Origin of the sequence: Streptomyces koelreuteriae (genome assembly GCF_018604545.1) — a bacterium.
In the GTDB taxonomy this organism is placed as follows: domain Bacteria; phylum Actinomycetota; class Actinomycetes; order Streptomycetales; family Streptomycetaceae; genus Streptomyces; species Streptomyces koelreuteriae.
The window spans coordinates 5,799,398-5,815,671 of record NZ_CP075896.1; the positions used below are offsets into that span (position 1 = coordinate 5,799,398).

16 protein-coding genes are annotated in these 16,274 nt (G+C 71.8%); 7 read left to right on the forward strand and 9 right to left on the reverse strand.

Annotation, left to right across the window (positions count from 1 at the left end; translation table 11 throughout):
- Positions 1 to 114: 114 nt before the first annotated feature.
- Positions 115 to 1,275, forward strand: coding sequence for a helix-turn-helix domain-containing protein (locus KJK29_RS39200; RefSeq protein ID WP_215121558.1), 1,161 nt, complete (start codon positions 115 to 117; stop codon positions 1,273 to 1,275).
- Here KJK29_RS39200 and KJK29_RS26130 read toward each other — a convergent pair.
- On the reverse strand, positions 1,250 to 2,206 hold the full coding sequence (locus KJK29_RS26130) for an SMP-30/gluconolactonase/LRE family protein (protein WP_215121559.1): 957 nt from the start codon (positions 2,204 to 2,206) through the stop codon (positions 1,250 to 1,252). The two genes, KJK29_RS39200 and KJK29_RS26130, sit on opposite strands and share 26 nt — an antisense overlap.
- Before the next feature lie 159 nt (positions 2,207 to 2,365).
- Here KJK29_RS26130 and KJK29_RS26135 point away from each other — a divergent pair.
- Positions 2,366 to 3,195 (forward strand): IS5 family transposase gene (locus KJK29_RS26135; RefSeq protein ID WP_251058078.1). Its coding sequence is split into 2 segments (ribosomal slippage): positions 2,366 to 2,714 and positions 2,714 to 3,195, totalling 831 coding nucleotides; the frame shifts between segments, so codons are not numbered across the junction.
- 15 nt (positions 3,196 to 3,210) lie between these two features.
- Here the strand turns inward: KJK29_RS26135 and nirD are convergent.
- The 3 genes from nirD to KJK29_RS26150 are packed head-to-tail and all read right to left on the reverse strand — an operon-like array spanning position 3,211 to position 7,387.
- Complete coding sequence (gene nirD / locus KJK29_RS26140; RefSeq protein WP_215121560.1) at positions 3,211 to 3,561, reverse strand: nitrite reductase small subunit NirD; 351 nt, start codon at positions 3,559 to 3,561, stop codon at positions 3,211 to 3,213.
- The gene (gene nirB, locus KJK29_RS26145; RefSeq protein WP_215121561.1) at positions 3,558 to 6,170 is read right to left on the reverse strand and encodes a nitrite reductase large subunit NirB; all 2,613 of its coding nucleotides are present in this window, start codon (positions 6,168 to 6,170) and stop codon (positions 3,558 to 3,560) included. The genes nirD and nirB overlap by 4 nt, the downstream gene beginning before the upstream one ends.
- Positions 6,170 to 7,387, reverse strand: a complete 1,218-nt coding sequence (locus KJK29_RS26150; protein WP_215121562.1) for an NAD(P)/FAD-dependent oxidoreductase — start codon at positions 7,385 to 7,387, stop codon at positions 6,170 to 6,172. The genes nirB and KJK29_RS26150 overlap by 1 nt, the downstream gene beginning before the upstream one ends.
- 172 nt (positions 7,388 to 7,559) lie before the next feature.
- Here KJK29_RS26150 and KJK29_RS26155 point away from each other — a divergent pair, with 172 nt between their 5' ends.
- Together KJK29_RS26155 and KJK29_RS26160 are read left to right on the forward strand one after the other, a co-directional pair.
- The gene (locus KJK29_RS26155) at positions 7,560 to 8,342 is read left to right on the forward strand and encodes a sulfite exporter TauE/SafE family protein (RefSeq protein ID WP_215121564.1); all 783 of its coding nucleotides are present in this window, start codon (positions 7,560 to 7,562) and stop codon (positions 8,340 to 8,342) included.
- A gap of 146 nt (positions 8,343 to 8,488) precedes the next feature.
- A complete protein-coding gene (locus tag KJK29_RS26160) occupies positions 8,489 to 9,397 on the forward strand; it encodes a squalene/phytoene synthase family protein (RefSeq protein ID WP_215121565.1) in 909 nt (302 codons plus the stop codon).
- Positions 9,398 to 9,547: 150 nt separating this feature from the next.
- Here KJK29_RS26160 and KJK29_RS26165 read toward each other — a convergent pair whose 3' ends face one another.
- Positions 9,548 to 10,246, reverse strand: a complete 699-nt coding sequence (locus KJK29_RS26165) for a TetR/AcrR family transcriptional regulator (RefSeq protein WP_215121566.1) — start codon at positions 10,244 to 10,246, stop codon at positions 9,548 to 9,550.
- 135 nt (positions 10,247 to 10,381) lie between these two features.
- On the opposite strand from KJK29_RS26165, the gene KJK29_RS26170 reads away from it, so the two are divergent.
- Positions 10,382 to 11,746: a serine hydrolase domain-containing protein gene (locus KJK29_RS26170; RefSeq protein WP_215121567.1), complete on the forward strand. Its 1,365-nt coding sequence runs from the start codon at positions 10,382 to 10,384 to the stop codon at positions 11,744 to 11,746.
- A gap of 111 nt (positions 11,747 to 11,857) precedes the next feature.
- Here KJK29_RS26170 and KJK29_RS26175 read toward each other — a convergent pair whose 3' ends face one another.
- On the reverse strand, positions 11,858 to 12,751 hold the full coding sequence (locus KJK29_RS26175; protein ID WP_215121568.1) for an NAD(P)-dependent oxidoreductase: 894 nt from the start codon (positions 12,749 to 12,751) through the stop codon (positions 11,858 to 11,860).
- A gap of 107 nt (positions 12,752 to 12,858) precedes the next feature.
- Here KJK29_RS26175 and KJK29_RS26180 point away from each other — a divergent pair, with 107 nt between their 5' ends.
- Positions 12,859 to 13,251: a winged helix-turn-helix transcriptional regulator gene (locus tag KJK29_RS26180; RefSeq protein WP_215121570.1), complete on the forward strand. Its 393-nt coding sequence runs from the start codon at positions 12,859 to 12,861 to the stop codon at positions 13,249 to 13,251.
- Here the strand turns inward: KJK29_RS26180 and KJK29_RS26185 are convergent.
- Both KJK29_RS26185 and KJK29_RS26190 read right to left on the reverse strand, forming a co-directional pair.
- Positions 13,189 to 13,920: a class F sortase gene (locus tag KJK29_RS26185; RefSeq protein ID WP_215121572.1), complete on the reverse strand. Its 732-nt coding sequence runs from the start codon at positions 13,918 to 13,920 to the stop codon at positions 13,189 to 13,191. The genes KJK29_RS26180 and KJK29_RS26185 overlap by 63 nt on opposite strands.
- Before the next feature lie 144 nt (positions 13,921 to 14,064).
- Positions 14,065 to 14,583, reverse strand: coding sequence for a hypothetical protein (locus KJK29_RS26190; RefSeq protein ID WP_215121573.1), 519 nt, complete (start codon positions 14,581 to 14,583; stop codon positions 14,065 to 14,067).
- A 273-nt stretch (positions 14,584 to 14,856) separates the two neighbouring features.
- Here KJK29_RS26190 and KJK29_RS26195 point away from each other — a divergent pair, with 273 nt between their 5' ends.
- Positions 14,857 to 15,450: an NADPH-dependent FMN reductase gene (locus KJK29_RS26195; protein ID WP_215121574.1), complete on the forward strand. Its 594-nt coding sequence runs from the start codon at positions 14,857 to 14,859 to the stop codon at positions 15,448 to 15,450.
- 398 nt (positions 15,451 to 15,848) lie between these two features.
- Here KJK29_RS26195 and KJK29_RS26200 read toward each other — a convergent pair whose 3' ends face one another.
- Positions 15,849 to 16,268, reverse strand: coding sequence for a gamma-glutamylcyclotransferase family protein (locus KJK29_RS26200; protein WP_215121575.1), 420 nt, complete (start codon positions 16,266 to 16,268; stop codon positions 15,849 to 15,851).
- Positions 16,269 to 16,274 lie beyond the last annotated feature (6 nt).

Sequence of the window (16,274 nt, forward strand, 5' to 3'; positions counted from 1 at the left end):
GCCTGACTGGCGCGTTCCGAAACCGTTGGGACGGCCATGGGATGCCTTTGGTGGCACAGTGGCGCCTGAGGCGCCCGACCAGCGCCCGTGGGGGTATCCGAGGGGGGAAACCCGATGTCCGAATGCCCGGAAACGGAACGGTTCGCCGCGCTGCTGCGTGCGCTGAAGAGCCGGTCGGGCCTGAGTTACGAGGCCCTCGCCAAGAAATCCGGCCTGGCCGGTTCGACGCTGCACCGCTACTGCCGCGGCACATCGGTGCCCCAGGACTACGGCAGCGTCCACCGGCTGGCCACGGTCTGCGGCGCGACCCCGGAGGAACTCCGCACCCTGCACCGCCTGTGGGCCCTGGCGGACGCGGCGAGAACCACGGCGGCCGGTGCCGAGGAAGCGGAAGCGGAAGCAGTAGCGGTATCCGGGCAGGGCACAGGGCAGGAAGCGGAAGAAGAGGAGACGGAACAGGAAGCCGAGGCAGAGAGGGAGGGGGAAACGGTCCCAGACAACGCCGGGGAGCCCGACCCCGACCCCGAACCCGCCCCCACCCTCCGCCCCGACCCCCGCTCACGCAGGCACCGCCTCCGCACCTCCGTCGTCACCGCCGCCATCGTCGCGGCCCTCAGCGTCTCCGCCTGGGCGCTGTACGGCGCCCGGACGCCGTCCGGCAGCGGCGGCGCCGACGGACGCGGTTCCGGTGACGACCGGCCGTTGTTCTCGGCCAATTGCCCGCCCGTGATCGCCATGGGCGAGCACGACGAGTGCGTACGGGAGGTGCAGCGCCTGCTGCACGCCAAGGGCGCGGACATCGGCGTCGACGGCAGCTTCGGTCCGCAGACCCTGCGCCGTGTCACCGCCTTCCAGGTGCTGGCCGGGATCCAGCCGAACGGGGTCGTCGAGGAACCCACCAAGAAGGCGCTGTACGCCTCACGGGTCCGGATGAGTGTCTGGTCGCAGGAGAAGGTGCGGCAGCGGGTCCGGGAGGTGTTCCCCGAGGCGCCGGACAAGGCGGTGGCCATCGCCGACTGCCAGTCCTTCCTGGACCCGCTGCACATCCTGCCCAACACCAACGGCACCCGGAACTGGGGCCTGTTCCAGATCTCCGACGCCCGGCTGCGCGAACTGGGCGGGACGCCCCGTCAGGCCCTGGACCCGGAGTGGAACATCCAGGCGGCCCGACGGCTGTGGAGCGAGGACCGCGACTTCGGCGACTGGCCGCACTGCGCCCGAGCCGCCGAAGCCACCCCGGCCGCCTCCCTCACAGCGACACCGACACCGCGTTGAACGTCGTCTGAGGCGTCTGCGGGCTGGTGAAGCGGGCGTTGACGAGATAGAGGCGGTCGCCGAACCGGGCGGCGGTGGTGGGCACGTCGAAACGGGGGTCGGTGATCGTCCGGCGCAGGGTGGCCGTCGTGGCGTCCCGGTCGAGGTCCCAGACGGTGATCTTGTTCTGGCGGTTCTGTACGACGTACAGGACGCGGCCGAGGCGCACCAGACCGTCGCCGCCCGTCACGTCGGTCCCGCCCACCAGCGCGACCTTGGTGGCGTGACCGGTCCGGATGTCCACCCGGTACAACTGGCCCGCGTTGACGACGATCAGGCCGCGTCCGTCGGGGGTGGCGACCAGGCCGTTGGCGCTGTTGGTCCCGGCCGGTGCCTGCACCCACTCGCCGGTGAGCGGAAGGGCGCGCACCTTGCCCGTGCGGCCGCGCGGGACGCCGTGGAGGACGGCGTCCCGGGAGTCGGTGAACCAGGCGCGGTCGCGGTGCAGGACGACGTCGTTGATGAAGGGCGCCGCGTTCGGGGTGAGCTGGTAGGTGGCCAGCAGCTCACCGTCGCGCGCGTCGAGGACCTTCGCCGTCCCGCCGGCGCCGCCCGCCACGTACAGCAGGCCGTCGCGGTCCAGCTTCAGACCGATCGACGCGAGGCCGGCGGCGCCCCGGTGCAGGACGCCGCCCTCGCCGGTGCGCAGGTCGGTGCGGTAGATCGAGCCGTCGGCACGTGAACCCATGTACGCGTACGGCCTGCTGCCGATGGTGATCCCCTCGGGGAGCCACCCGTCGGGCAGCGGAAACTCGCTCGGCCAGGCCGAGGCCCGCGTCGAGGCCCCGGACGAGGCCTGTGCCGAGACCGTGCCCGTACCGGCGACCGCGAGCGCGGCGACGGCCCCGCCGAGCACGGTCCGCCGGGACGGCTGGAAGTGGTTCCGAGTCATGATCGCGCCTCCGTGGGAGGGAAGGTGGGGGTGCGCCTCGATGTAACGCGACGTACCCCGTGCACCGCTCCCCGGTCGGCGAACTCGACAGGAACCCGACAGAAGCCGGACGCTCCTAGGTCGTGTCCGCAAAGTGGCGGCGTCGTTGGTTGGTTCGTGGTGCGTCGTCATGAGCTGACTGATGAGTCGTGGGCGGTGATCGAGCCGTTGCTGGCTCCTCCGCGGATGGGGCGTCCGGTGCGGGATCGTCGGCAGGTGGTCAACGGCATCCTGTGGAAGCTGTCCACGGGGGCGGCCTGGCGGGACCTGCCTGAGCGTTACGGCCCGTGGAAGACGGTCTACGAACGTTTCCGCCGCTGGTCGGCAGACGGCACCTGGGACCGGCTGCTGGCCCAGGTCCAGCAGCACTGCGATGCCGTGGGCGCCGTGGACTGGACTGTCGTCTGCGTCGACTCCACGACTGTGCGGGCTCACCAGCATGCGGCCGGGGCCCGAAAAGGGGGCTCTGGCCGGGCGAGGCGATCGGCCGGTCCCGTGGCGGGCTGACTACGAAGATCCACCTGGCCTGTGATGGGCAGGGCCGGCCGCTCGCCTTTACCCTGACCGCTGGGAACGTCAACGACTGCACCCAGTTCGAGCAGGTCATGGCCCGCATCAGCGTCAGCCGACGCGGGCCCGGCCGGCCCAGAACGCGGCCCGATCGGGTCGTCGCGGACAAGGGCTACTCGTCCACGAAGATCCGCTCCTACCTGCGTCGGCGGGGCATCAGAGCCGCGATCCCAGAGCGGATCGACCAGATCAACGGCCGCATCCGCCGAGGCGAAAGCCTCTGCCGACTCGACCGGACCACCTACCGGCGCCGCAACCTCGTCGAGCGCTGCTTCAACAAGCTCAAGCACAACAAGGCCCTGGCCACTCGCTACGACAAACGCGCCCGCCACTACCAAGCCATGGTCACCCTCGCCTGCCTACGCCTCTGGCTCCCCTGACTTTGCGGACACGACCTAAGCGGCGCGCACCTTGTACGCCGTCACACGCACCTCCTCGTCGTCCAGGCACTGCCCGGACGCCAGGTCGAAACGCTGCTTCAGCAGCGGGGAGGCGACGAACGGGCGGCCCTGGTGGGTGCCGGTCAGGCCGCGGGAGAGGACGGCCGCGCCGGTGAAGGGGTCGCGGTTGTCGATGGCGAACAGTTCGCCGGAACGGTCACGGAAGATCGCGGCCTGCCGGCCGTCCGGCAGCAGTGCCGCCACCCCGCGGCCGGGGAGCAGCGTGCTCAGGTCGCAGACCGTGAACCAGTCGCCGTCGAGGGCGAGTTCGATCTTCAGCTCGGTGGTCTCGGGTGCCAGGGTCATCGCTGGGCGCTTCCTTCCAGAACGTCGGCGGGTCGCATACCGATGGACAGCAGCGGCAGGTCGGGCTTCATCTGGTCGCGCTCGGGCACGAAGGCGACGACCGGGTCCGGGGTGTCCGGCGCGTTCACGAAGGACACGAACCGGGACAGCTTCTCGGGGTCGTTGATGGTCTCGGCCCACTCGTCGCGGTAGTACGCGACATGCGCCAGCATCAGCTTCTCCAGCTCGTCGCAGATGCCGAGGGAGTCGTGGACGACGACGTCCCGTACGTGGTCCAGGCCGCCCGGGATCCGCTCCAGCCAGGTCGAGGTGCGCTCCAGACGGTCGGCCGTACGGATGTAGAACATCAGGAACCGGTCGATCAGACGGATCAGTTCGGCGTCCGACAGGTCCTGGGCCAGCAGGTCCGCGTGACGCGGGGTCGCGCCGCCGTTGCCGCCGACGTAGAGGTTCCAGCCGTTGGCCGTGGCGATCACGCCGAAGTCCTTCGACTGGGCCTCCGCGCACTCGCGCTGGCAGCCGGACACCGCCGACTTGAGCTTGTGCGGCGACCTGAGGCCCCGGTAGCGCAGCTCCAGGTCGATGGCCATGCGGACGGAGTCCTGGACGCCGTAGCGGCACCAGGTCTGGCCGACGCAGGACTTCACCGTGCGCAGCGACTTGCCGTAGGCGTGTCCTGACTCGAAGCCGGCGTCGACCAGCCGGGCCCAGATCAGCGGGAGCTGCTCGACGCGGGCGCCGAACATGTCGATCCGCTGGCCGCCGGTGATCTTCGTGTAGAGGCCGAAGTCGCGGGCGATCTCGCCGATGACGATCAGCTTCTCCGGGGCGATCTCGCCGCCGGGGATGCGCGGGACGACCGAGTAGGAGCCGTTCTTCTGCAGGTTGGCCAGGAAGTGGTCGTTGGTGTCCTGCAGCGAGGCCTGCTCGCCGTCCAGGACGTAGCCGCTCGCGCCGATCGTCGGGGCGAGGGAGGCGATGATCGAGCCGACGGCCGGCTTGCAGACCTCGCAGCCGTCACCGCCCCGGGCCTCCTCGCGGCCGTGCCGGTCCAGCAGGTCCTGGAACGTGGTGACACGCAGGGCGTGGACGATCTCGTAGAGCTCCTCGCGGGTCTGCCCGAAGCAGCCGCACAGGCCCTTGTCGACCTCGATGCCGCCGGCCTCCAGCTCGGCGTTGACGAGCTGGCCGAGGACCTTGACGCAGGAGCCGCAGCCGGTGCCGGCCTTGGTGCACTTCTTCACCTCGGGCACGGTCACGCACTGGTGGTCGGTGACCGCGCCGCGGATCGTGCCCTTGGAGACGTTGTGGCAGGAGCAGACGATCGCGTCGTCCGGCAGCGCGGACGGGCCGAGCTGCACGGACTCCCCGGCCCCGGCGGGCAGCACCAGCGACTCGGGGGAGACCGGCGGGACCGAGCCGGTGAAGGCCTTCAGCGTGCCGTACGCCTCCGCGTCGCCGACCAGGATGCCGCCGAGCAGCGTGCCGTCGCGGCCGATGACCAGCTTCTTGTACAGGCCGGAGCGGGAGTCGGAGTAGACGACGTCCAGGCAGTCCTCGGCGGTGCCGTGCGCGTCACCGAAGGACGCCACGTCCACGCCGAGCAGCTTCAGCTTGGTGGAGAGGTCGGCACCCGTGAAGGCGGCCTCGTCGGCGGCGATCGTCGCGGCGGCCGTCTCGGCCTGCTCGTAGCCGGGGGCGACCAGGCCGTACACCCGGCCGTCGGAGGCCAGCGCGCACTCGCCGATCGCGAACACGTGCGGGTCGTTGACCGTGCGGCACTGCTCGTCGACCGTGATGCCGCCGCGCTCGCCGACCGTCAGACCGCAGTCGCGGGCGAGCTGGTCGCGGGGGCGGACACCGGCGCTGAACACCACCAGGTCGGTGGCGAGTTCGGAGCCGTCGGACAGCTTCATGCCGGTCACGGCACCGCCCTCGCCGACCACGACCTCCTGTGTGCCCACGCCGGTGTGGACGCTCAGGCCCATCTCCTCGATGGTGCGCAGCAGGGCCGCGCCGCCGCCGTCGTCGACCTGGACGGGCATCAGCCGGGGCGCGAACTCCACGATGTGGGAGGTCAGTCCGAGACCCTTGAGCGCACCGGCCGCCTCCAGCCCGAGCAGACCGCCGCCGACCACGGCACCGACCTGGGCGTTCTTCGCGTACTCCTCGATCGCGAGCAGGTCCTCGATCGTGCGGTAGACGAAACAGCCCTCGGCGTCCTTGCCCGGGACCGGCGGCACGAACGGGTAGGAGCCGGTGGCCAGGACCAGCACGTCGTAGTCGACGACGAGACCGGAGCGGGCGGTGACCCTGCGGGCCTCCCGGTCCACGGTCTCCGCCGGGTCACCGATGTGCAGCTCGATGCCGTGGTCCTCGATGAACTGCATGTCCGTCATGGACAGGTCCTCGGGCGACCTGCCCGCGAAGTACGACGTGAGCTGGACGCGGTCGTACGCCGGACGCGGCTCCTCGCAGAGCACGACCACGCGGTGCGTGGCGGTCAGGCCGCGCTCGGCGAGCGCTTCGAGGAAGCGCTGGCCGACCATGCCGTGGCCGACGAGCACGATCGTGGGGGTGGCCTCCGTGGCCTCCGGGGTGGCGGTCATCAGGAGCCTCCATCGTTGGTGAGCAGGTGGAGCAGCGGGCCGCCGTCGGAGGGGAGCGGCTCTGCTCCCTCCCAGGCGCGGGCGAGCGCGCCGACGGTGCCGAGTTCGCCGACGAGGACCCCGCCGACCAGGCGGTCGTCGCGGACGACGACCTTGCGGTAGGTGCCGCGCGTGGCGTCGGCGAGCTGGACGACGTCGTCGCCCGGGAGGGCCTCGGTCTCGCCGAACGCGGCGAGGTCGAAGGGACTGTCGTGTCCCGTGAGCGTGAGCCGGGTCAGCGAACGCGTGCCCGTGTACCGGGCGGTCGCGTCACCGGCGAGCAACTCCGCCAGCACGTCGGCCTGTTCGAGCGCCGGGGTGGCGAGGCCGTAGAGCACGCCGTCGTGCCGGGCGCAGTCGCCGATCGCGTGGATGTACGGGTCGGAGGTGCGCAGCTCGTCGTCCACGACGACGCCCTTGCGGACGTCGAGCCCGGCGTCCTGCGCGAGGCCCACGCGCGGGTGCACACCGCAGGCGACGACCACCAGGTCCGCGTCGAGCGCGTACCCGTCGGCCATCTCCACCGAGCGGACGGCGCCGCCGACGCAGCGCACGTCCCGTACGCGGCACTCGGTGTGCACCTCCACGCCCAGCTCGGTCAGATGCCGCTGCACGAGCTTCGAGGAGGCCGGGTCGAGCTGGCGCTCCATGAGCCGCTCGGACTGCTGGGCGAGCACGACCTGGGCGCCGCGCAGGGCGAGCGCGCGGGCCGCGGAGACCCCGAGGAGCCCGCCGCCGATGACGACCGCCTTGGCCCCCGGCCGGACCGCCTTGGACAGTCCCAGGCAGTCGTCCATGGTCCGGAAGGCGTGCACGCCCTCGGGCAGCCGGTGGTCCTCGGTGAACAGCCCGCGCAGCGGCGGCAGCACCGGGTTGGAACCGGTGGCGAGCACCAGCCGGTCGTATGCGATCACCGAACCGTCCGCGCAGGCGACGGTGCGCGCGTCGCGGTCGATGCCGGTGACCCGGCCGCGGGTCAGCTCCGCGGGCGCGGGCAGGGCGATCACCTCGGGGCTGTACCGTCCGGCCAGCACCTCGGCGAGCAGCACGCGGTTGTAGGGCCGGTGCTCCTCCTCGCCGATCAGCAGCGCGGGCGTGCCGAGCTCACCGAGCCGCCGGGCGAGCCGTACGCCCGCGAGGCCGGTGCCGATCACCACCACACGCTCATTCGAGGTCATGCCCTTGAGCGTGCGGTGCCGGTGTTACCCGGCAGCATCACATCTGTTTCCCACGGGGAACGCTGCCCTCAGCGGGGGCGGGGGGCGGGTGTGAGGGTTCCCGACGTGCGGCGGAGCCGGGCTGTGAGGGACGCGCGGGGCCTCGCACAGGGCCTCGCATAGGGTCTCGATCATGCCCGACATATCGCTGACCATGATCGTCCTGCTCTGCCTCGCGGCGCTCGCCGCCGGCTGGATCGACGCCGTGGTCGGCGGCGGCGGGCTCCTGCTCCTGCCGGTGCTCCTGCTCGGGCTCCCGTCGCACACACCGGCCGCGCACGCGCTCGGCACCAACAAGGCGGTCGCCATCGTCGGCACGACGGGCGCGGCGGTGACGTACGCCCGCAAGGCCCCGGTGGACGTGAGGACAGCCGGCCGCATCGGTCTCGCCGCCCTCGCCGGATCCTCCGCCGGGGCCTTCTTCGCGGCCGGGATGAGCACCGAGGTCCTCAAGCCGGTGATCATGGTGGTGCTGCTCGCGGTGGCGGCCTTCGTGATCCTGCGGCCCGCCTTCGGCACGGCCCCCGCGACCGGTCCGGCCACCCGCCGCCAGATCCTCGCGGCGATCGGCCTCGCGGGCCTCGGCATCGGCTTCTACGACGGCCTCATCGGCCCCGGCACCGGCACCTTCCTGGTCCTCGCCCTCACCGCCGTCCTCCACCTCGACCTCGTCTCCGCCTCCGCCACCGCCAAGATCGTCAACTGCTGCACCAACGCGGGCGCCCTCGCCACCTTCGCCTGGCAGGGCGCGGTCCTGTGGCAACTGGCCGCCCTCATGGCCGTCTTCAACCTGGCGGGCGGCACCCTGGGCGCCCACACGGCCCTCAAGAAGGGCAGCGGCTTCGTCCGCATCGTGCTGCTGACGGTGGTGTTCGCCCTGGTGGCGAACCTGGCGTACGAACAGTGGCTGGCCTAAGGCTCTCCCGTAGCTGTGGTTTCGGACGGCCACAGCCCGGGCGAGGTACCGCACAGAGTTGTAGGGCCCGAGTATGACTGGCAGGACGAGCGGTGACTTCGGCTGGGCCTGCTGACCGGCAGGTTCGCCCTGCCTACGATCGGCGCATGAGTGCGTGGAACCAGAGCCTGGACGTTGCGGGGATACGGGAGCCGGAGCTCCGGCGGGACTACAGCGCTCAGCGGGAGTCAGTCGCGCGTTTCAGACGTGCCTCGTACCTTGCGGCCCGTCTGCTGTTGCCGAAAGCGGTGCTGCCTCATGTGGTGGCCGCGACGGCGGTGATGCATCACGGGGACAACCTGCTGGACACCGGCCCGAAGCCACAGCGAGTCACGGCGTGGGGGGCGTGGGAGCAGGAGGTGCGTAAGGCGCTGGACAGCGGGGTGAGCGACGATCCGCTGATCCGTACGCTGCTGCACACCACGGCCGCGTACCCGCGCCTCCGGGAGGTGGTGGAGGAGTACTTGGCCACCGCCACCGCCGAGTTGGAGTTCGCCGGCTTCGCCACCGAGGCCGACTACCAGGCGTATGTGGACGCCTACTCGCTGCCCGCGTTCATGCTGGTCGCGTCCCTGCTGAGGCCGGAGCACGAGGACGGGGACTTCCGGGCCGGGTGCCGGATGTTCATCGACGGAAGTCAGCGGCTGGACTTCGTCAACGATCTCGCCGAGGACCTGGCGGAAGGGCGGCTGGGCATACCGACGGAAACGCTGGCACGCTTCTCGGTGACGGAGAGGGACCTCGCGGAGGCGCGCCAATCGCCAGGCGTACGGGAGTTGTTGGAGTGCCAGATAGAAGCGGCGCGCACCTCCCTGCTGGCGGCCAAGGAACTGCCCGTCCTGACCGCCAGCCGCAACGGCGTGTTGTTGGAGGCAGTCGCCGAGATCGAACTGCTCACCGCGGACGCGGCGCTCGCGCAGGGCGCCCGACTGCTGCGCGGGTCCGCATCCCCGCCGATGGTGGGCTCGCTACGAGTGATGCTGGGCGCTCGTCGAAGGGCCCGCAGACAGGGCTGAACCGTCCTGTGTCCTCAGGGCCCTCCAGGGGCGCGGGGAACTGCGCGACCCATCACGACAGCGCCGCGGCCGAACGACGGCCTGTTGTCAGGGGCGCGGGGAACTGCGCGATCAACCACAACGGCGCCGCAGCCGAACAACGCACGCACATCACCCCCCGCAGCCGCCCGCGAGACGCGCCTCGAACCCGTCGAGAAGAGCCCGGAGCCCGAACTCGAAACTGCTGTCGGGCGCCGCCGCGTACTCCACCGCGGCCTTGGTACCGAGGCGTTCCCGCAACCGCGGAAACTCCCTCGCGGTCTCCGCGGCACGCGCCACCGCATCGGCCAGCAACTGCCCGGCATCCGCACCGTTCCTGCCCAGCCGCCGATTCAACGAGACCTCGGCGGCGGGCCCGAGCGTGCTGCCGAGCACGAAGGTGAAGACGGCGGCCGCCGCCCGGTCCGCGTCCTCGGGCGCGAAGCCCGCCTTCTCGTAGATCGCGAGGCTCAGGTCGTTGTACCGGGCCTGACCGGGCCCGTACAGGAGATGACTGCCGAACGCCTGGACCAGCCAGGGGTGCCGGGTGAGCATCGCGTGCATGCCCTCGGCCTGGGCCGTGGCGGCCGTCCGCCAGTCGGCGTCGGCGTCGGCGGCGTCGGGATCGGGCAGCTCGACCTCGTGCCAGACCGTGTCGCTGGCGAGCCGCACCAGCTCGTCCTTGGTCTTGATGTGCCAGTAGACGGCCGTGGCGGCCGAGCCCAGCCGCTTCGCCAGGCTCCGCATGTTGAGGCCGTCCAGCCCCTCCTCGTCCAGCAGCTCGATGGCCGCGTGGACGATCCGGTCGGCGGTGAGTGTGTCTCGCGGCATGGTGACCACTGTACTTGCACTTAGTTCATGAAAGTCGTTCGACCGCCGTCGGCCGCCGTGAAAGCTCTTGCACTTTGTTCAAGTCCTGGCCTACGCTCACACTCGTACTTAGTTCAAGTGTCCAGAGGGGGAGCCATGACGCAGGAGAAGCTGTCGGATTTCGTCACCACGCAGGCCATGGAGTTCGGCGTCCCAGGTGTGGCCGTCGGAGTGCTCATGGACGGTCAGGAGTTCTACGCCTCGCACGGCGTGACCAGCCTCGCCGGCCCGCTGCCGGTCGACGAGAAGACCCTGTTCCCGCTGGCGTCGGTCTCCAAGAGCTTCACGGCGACCGCCCTGATGCGCCTGGTCGCCGAAGGGAAGGTGGACCTGGACGCCCCGGTCAGGCGCTACGTGCCCGAACTGCAGCTGGCCGACGAGCAGGCCGCGGAGCGGATCACCGTCCTCAACCTGCTCAACCACACCTCGGGCCTCGACTGGAACCTGATCGACGACGGCGAGGGCGACCGCTCCCTGGCCGGGCTCGTACGCAAGCTCCCCGCCCTGCCGCTGATCGCCCCGCCCGGCGCCCGGGCCTCGTACAGCCAGGCCGGATACAACCTGGCCGGCCGCGTCGTCGAGAAGGTCACGGGCCTGCCCTTCGAACAGGCCATGGCGTCACTGCTCCTGGAGCCGGTGGGCCTGACGGACACCGTGTACGGACTGTCGGAGGCGATGGTCCGCAAGCACGCCGTGGGCTACAACCGCGGCGACGACGGCGAGCTGCGGGCGGCCCGCCCCTGGGGAGCCTTCAGGGAGGGCGCCCGCGCCGACAACCCCGGCGGCGGCCTCGCCTCCTCGGTGAGCGACCTGCTGCGCTGGGCCCGCTTCCAGCTCGGCGACGGTGAGGGCGTGCTGCCCGCGGCCGAGCTGCACCGCATGCGGGAGCAGACGGTCGCCCTGCGCGGCAGCACCCTCGGCGACGGCTTCGGCATCTGCTGGTTCCTGCACGACTTCGACGGCCTGCACGGCATCGGCCACGGCGGCTCGGGCAACGGCCACTTCGCCGAGCTGCTCATCGTCCCCGAGCGGGACTTCGCGGTGGTCTCCCTGTCCAACGTCGGCCCCGACGGCTACCCCTTCAACCAGTCCGTCGTGCGCTGGGCGCTCGAGCACTACCTCGGCGTCACCGAGAAGACGGTGGAGCCCCTCCCGTACGACGAGGGACGGGCCCGGCAGGTCGCCGGCCGCTACGAGATCGACGCCATGAACCTCGACCTCGCCACCGACGGCACCCGTCTCACCCTGGCGGTCGGCATCAAGCCGGAGATCCGCGAGGCGTCGGACGAGGAGATGCCCCCGGACTACCCGGCCGCCGACATCGCCTTCCTCCCCGGCGACGGCGACGAGTACATCGTCACCGAGGGCGGCCTCCAGGGACAGCGCGGCTACTTCTCCCGCGACGAGAGCGGCACGATCACGGGCGTCGACCTCGCGGGACGTCTCTTCAAGCGGGTCTAGCGGGACCAGAAGATCTAGCGGGTCCAGCGGGTCCAGCGGGTCCAGCAGGTCCAGCAGGTCCAGCAGGTCCAGCGGGTCCAGCAGGTCCAAGGTCCAGCGGGCCCGCCGGATCTAGCTGGCATCTTGAGCCAGCAGCTCGACGATCCCCGTCCCGTCCTCGTCGCCGTGCCCCTGGGCGAGGCGCCGCTCCATCAGGGCCATGTACGGGGTCAGCAGCTCGGGGCTGACCCGCTGTTCCTCGGCGGTGCGCAGCAGGGTGGCGTTGCCGGCGACCTGCATCGCGAGGTTGGAGACGACATTGCTCGTGTAGTCGCCGCTCTCCAACTGGTCGGCGGTCTGGTGCGCGGCCGGTGCCATCGCGGTCAGCCAGTCCACGAGCAGCGGGGCGAAGTCCTTCGGGGCGATGTCCTCCGGGCGGAGCAGCGCGAAGGCGTGGGTGATACCGGCGAACATGCCGCTCATCGCGCTCAGCAGGGCCACGTCGTGCAGTGCGGCGAAGCCCGGGTCGGCCCCGGCCCAGCGGGCGCCGGCCGGGACGGCGAGGGTGTCGCGGTGCTCCTCGAACAGCTCGGGGGAGCCGCTGTAGAAGACATAGCCACCGGAGTCCGCGACCCCGATCATCGGCGGTACGGCCATGATGCCGCCGTCCAGGAAACGGGCGCCGCCGGCTTCGGCCCAGGCGGCGCGGGCACGGCCCTCGGCCGGGGTGCCGGTGGTGAGGTTCACCAGGTCCCGCCCGGCCAGGTCGGCCCCTTCCAGGGCGTCGCCCACGGAGGCGTCGTCGAGCAGGCAGGCGACCACGAGGCGGTTCGCGGCCACCGCCTCGGCGGCACTCGCGGCCACGGTCGCGCCTTCGGCGGCCAGGGCTTCGGCGCGGGCGGGGGTGCGGTTCCAGACGGTCACCGGGTGACCGGCGGCGAGCCAGGCGCGGGCGAGGGCGGTGCCCATGGCACCGGCGCCGAGGAGGGTGAGGGGCGTACGGGAAACAACGGCGTTGTCAGTCATGGCGTTTAGGGTCGTCTCAAGGGAACGGCCTGCTCAAGTACGCACTTGGAAGTGGGTGGTTACCCCGGGGGAAGCATGCAGGCGGCGGCGGGGGAAGGGACTCGGGCATGGGGACGACGGTGCGGCGGCCGGGTGCGTACATCTGCGGGATCGACGCGGCGATGGACGTGATCGGCGGCAAGTGGAAGGTGCTCATCCTCTGGGCGCTGAACGAGCGGCCCTGCCGCTTCGGCGAACTGCGCCGGGAGCTGCCGGGCGTCACCGAGAAGGTCCTCGCCTCGCATCTGCGCGAGATGGAGGCCGACGGCCTGGTGCACCGCGAGGCGTACGACGAGGTGCCGCCCCGCGTGGAGTACTCGCTGACGCCGCGGGGCGTGTCCCTGAACGAGGCCCTGGAACCTCTGGGTGCCTGGGGGAGAACCAACATCCTGGGCAGCTCACCGGCTCCCGGTCAGGTGGGCGAAGACGACCACGTTGCCCTGATAGCCGGTGGCCCGTGAGTAGCCGCCGCCGCAGGTGATGACCCGCAGCTCGGGGCGGCGGGCGGGGCCGTAGACCTTCTGGTCGGGGAAGTCCTTCGTGGGGTACGCCTCGACGGCGTCCACGGTGAACACGGCGACTCTGCCGTCGCGCCGGTCCACCTCGATCGTGCTGCCCTTGGTGAGGGCGCCGAGGGCGTAGAAGACGGCGGGGCCGTCGGCGTTGTCGACATGGCCGGCGACGATCGCGGTGCCCCGCTCACCGGGCGTGGTGCCGGCCTCGTACCAGCCGGCGAGGTTCCCGCGCGCGGCGGGCGGTGCGTCCAGGCTGCCGGTCCGCGTCAGGCCGAGCCCGGTCAGGGGCGCGTCGACGCGGATCGCCGGGATGCGGATGCGGTCGGGCGGCGAGGGCGGCAGCGCGGGCGCGGCATGCCGCTCACCGGCCCGGCCGGCCTGTCCTGCCCGGCCCTCCTGCCCGTCCGGCTTGCCCTGTCCGTCCCGCCTGTCCTGCTCGTCTCGCCCGTCCTGGCTCGCGCGGGCCTGCGCGGCGGACGGCTGGGGAGGGGCGTGCGTCTCGGCGCCGCTGCGCAGCAGCCACGCCCCGGAGCACAGGGCGAACACCGTGACGGCCGCCATGGCGGCGTTGGCCGGATTGCCGAACGTCTTGCCGTACCTGGGGAATCTGCGCATGGCGGGCCCTTTCCTGATCTGCCCTCTGCCCTCCGCGTTTCAGGAGCCCTGCGGGCCCCGTACCCCCCTCCGGGCCGCGAGGGGCGTCGGACCCGGAGGGGGAGGGGACATGCGGTACCGGCGACGGACAGCGGAGGGTGTCCGTCAGATCCCGTCGCCTCTCGCCCGGCGATGCAGGAGCCAGGTACCGCCCGCGGCGGCGACGGCGAGGGCCGCCACACCTGCCGCGGTCTGTACGGGATCGGGGCCCAGAGTGCCGCCGACCCCCGTCTTCACACTCCCCCTGGGATGGACCTGCTGGCGCACGGCCGTCAGCGTGACCACCAGATCCCCCGTGACCACCCGGCCGCTCCCGCCGCACGTCACGGTGATCTCGTACGTCCCCGGCTGCGCGCTCGGCGGCACCCTGAACCGCCCGGTCGCGTCCTGGCCGTCCGGTCCCGGTGCCAGGCCGAGGGAACCGGCCCCGACCGCGCTGGCGTCACCCGTCGCCGTACCGCCGTCGCCGCAGGCCGCCGTGCGCACGGTGACCTGCCCGCCCGGGACCACAGAGGAGGGGGAGACCTCCAGGCCACCGGCGGCCCCGTACGCGGGAGCGGCGGCCAGGGCCGCGGCGGCGACGGCGAGCACGGTGCCGGTCAGCGGCCGGGCGGTACGTCGCATCGGTGCTCCTTCGAGCGGTTCGTTCGTGCACCTGCCCTTCCGAGGTAACGGGCAGCGCGGCGGCCGCGCTTTCTGAGGGGGCGTCAGAATTGGGGTGAATGGGTGTCAGGGGGTGCGCCGCCCGACGGCCGGCCGGGGGTGTTCGGGCAGGTCAGGGCCGTTCTGCGGGCAGGTCCCGGAAAAGCCCGCCGAGCACGTGTGAACGGGTGACCCGGGCATGAGGACACATCCGGGCTTGACCTCAACAAAAGTTGAGGTACGAGGCTGTGCCGTATGAACGCATCAGCGACCCATGCAGAGCCCCTCCATGTGACCCTCATCGTCGGCAGCAACCGCCACGGCCGCTTCGGTCCCGTCGTCGCCGACTGGCTCCTCGACCGCCTCCGGGACCGGGACGACCTGGTCGCCGAGGTCGTCGACGTCGCCGAGACCGACCTGCCGATGTCCTTCGAGCGCACCCCCGAGGCGACCGCCACCCTCTCCGGCATCACCCCGAAACTGGCCCGCGCGGACGCGTTCGTCGTCCTCACCCCCGAGTACAACCACTCCTACCCGGCGGGTCTGAAGAACCTCATCGACTGGCACTTCACCGAGTGGCGGGCCAAGCCGGTCGCCCTCGTCTCTTACGGCGGCCTCTCCGGCGGCCTGCGCGCGGTGGAGCACCTCCGCCAGGTCTTCGCCGAACTCCACGCCGTGACGGTCCGCGACACCGTCTCCTTCCACAACGCCGGCGCGTCCTTCGATGACAAGGGCGCCCTACGGGACCCCACCGGCCCGGACGCCGCAGCCAAGACCATGCTGGACCAACTGGCCTGGTGGGGCGAGGCGTTGCGCAACGCGAGGACGACCCACCCGTACGCGGACTGACGCGCAGGCCGCACGGGCACCGACCGTCGGGGCACGACTCGTACGACGGCCGCCTCGCCCGCGCCGGCCCGCTGCTGACCTGGGGCGTCGCGGTCGCGGCTGGCCCGGTGATTGGCCTCGGCGTATCGCCACGGCCGCCACGCCGGCGTCGGCCTGCTGACTCGGCATCGCGGTCGCGCCCGGCCCGGTGCCCGTCGGCGCTGCGACCTCGACTCGCCCTCCCCCCCCCGCACGCTCGCAGCACATGTTCGTCCCGCTGCGGCGGTGAGTGCCCGCGCTCTCACCTCCCCCCGCTCCCACTACCGCCGGAGGCCACCGGCACCGCGACTACGACTCGTCCAGGCGGGCGCCCCCACACACCCACCGCCCCCACAAACCCACCCCCCCCCGCACACCCCTCACTCCCGCCCCCGCCAATCCCCACCCAGAATCCGCGTCCCCCCGGCCCGAAGCCGCGCGGCCACCCCCGGGCCCGCCACATACACCCAGGCCCGCACCGCCGCCCCGTCCGACACCCTCACCACCTTCCGCTCGACCCGCACGTACAGACTGCGCGGATCCCCCGGCACGTAGTCCTCCAGCCGGTCCAGCTCCGTGAGCAGCGCCCCGTACGACTCCGGCAGGGCGGTGATCAGCTCCCCGGTCACGGTGTCGCCGCCGCCCGGTTCCTCGACCGCGTAGGGGTAGCCCGGCCCGGCGTACAGCACCGTGTCGTCGAGCCGTGCCGGGGCCTCGGAGCGGGTGCGGCCGTGCAGGAAGAGGTCGTGGTTGACCTCGCCGGGGCGGAGCGTGCCGTAGACGAAGAAGGGGAGGGTCACAGGAAC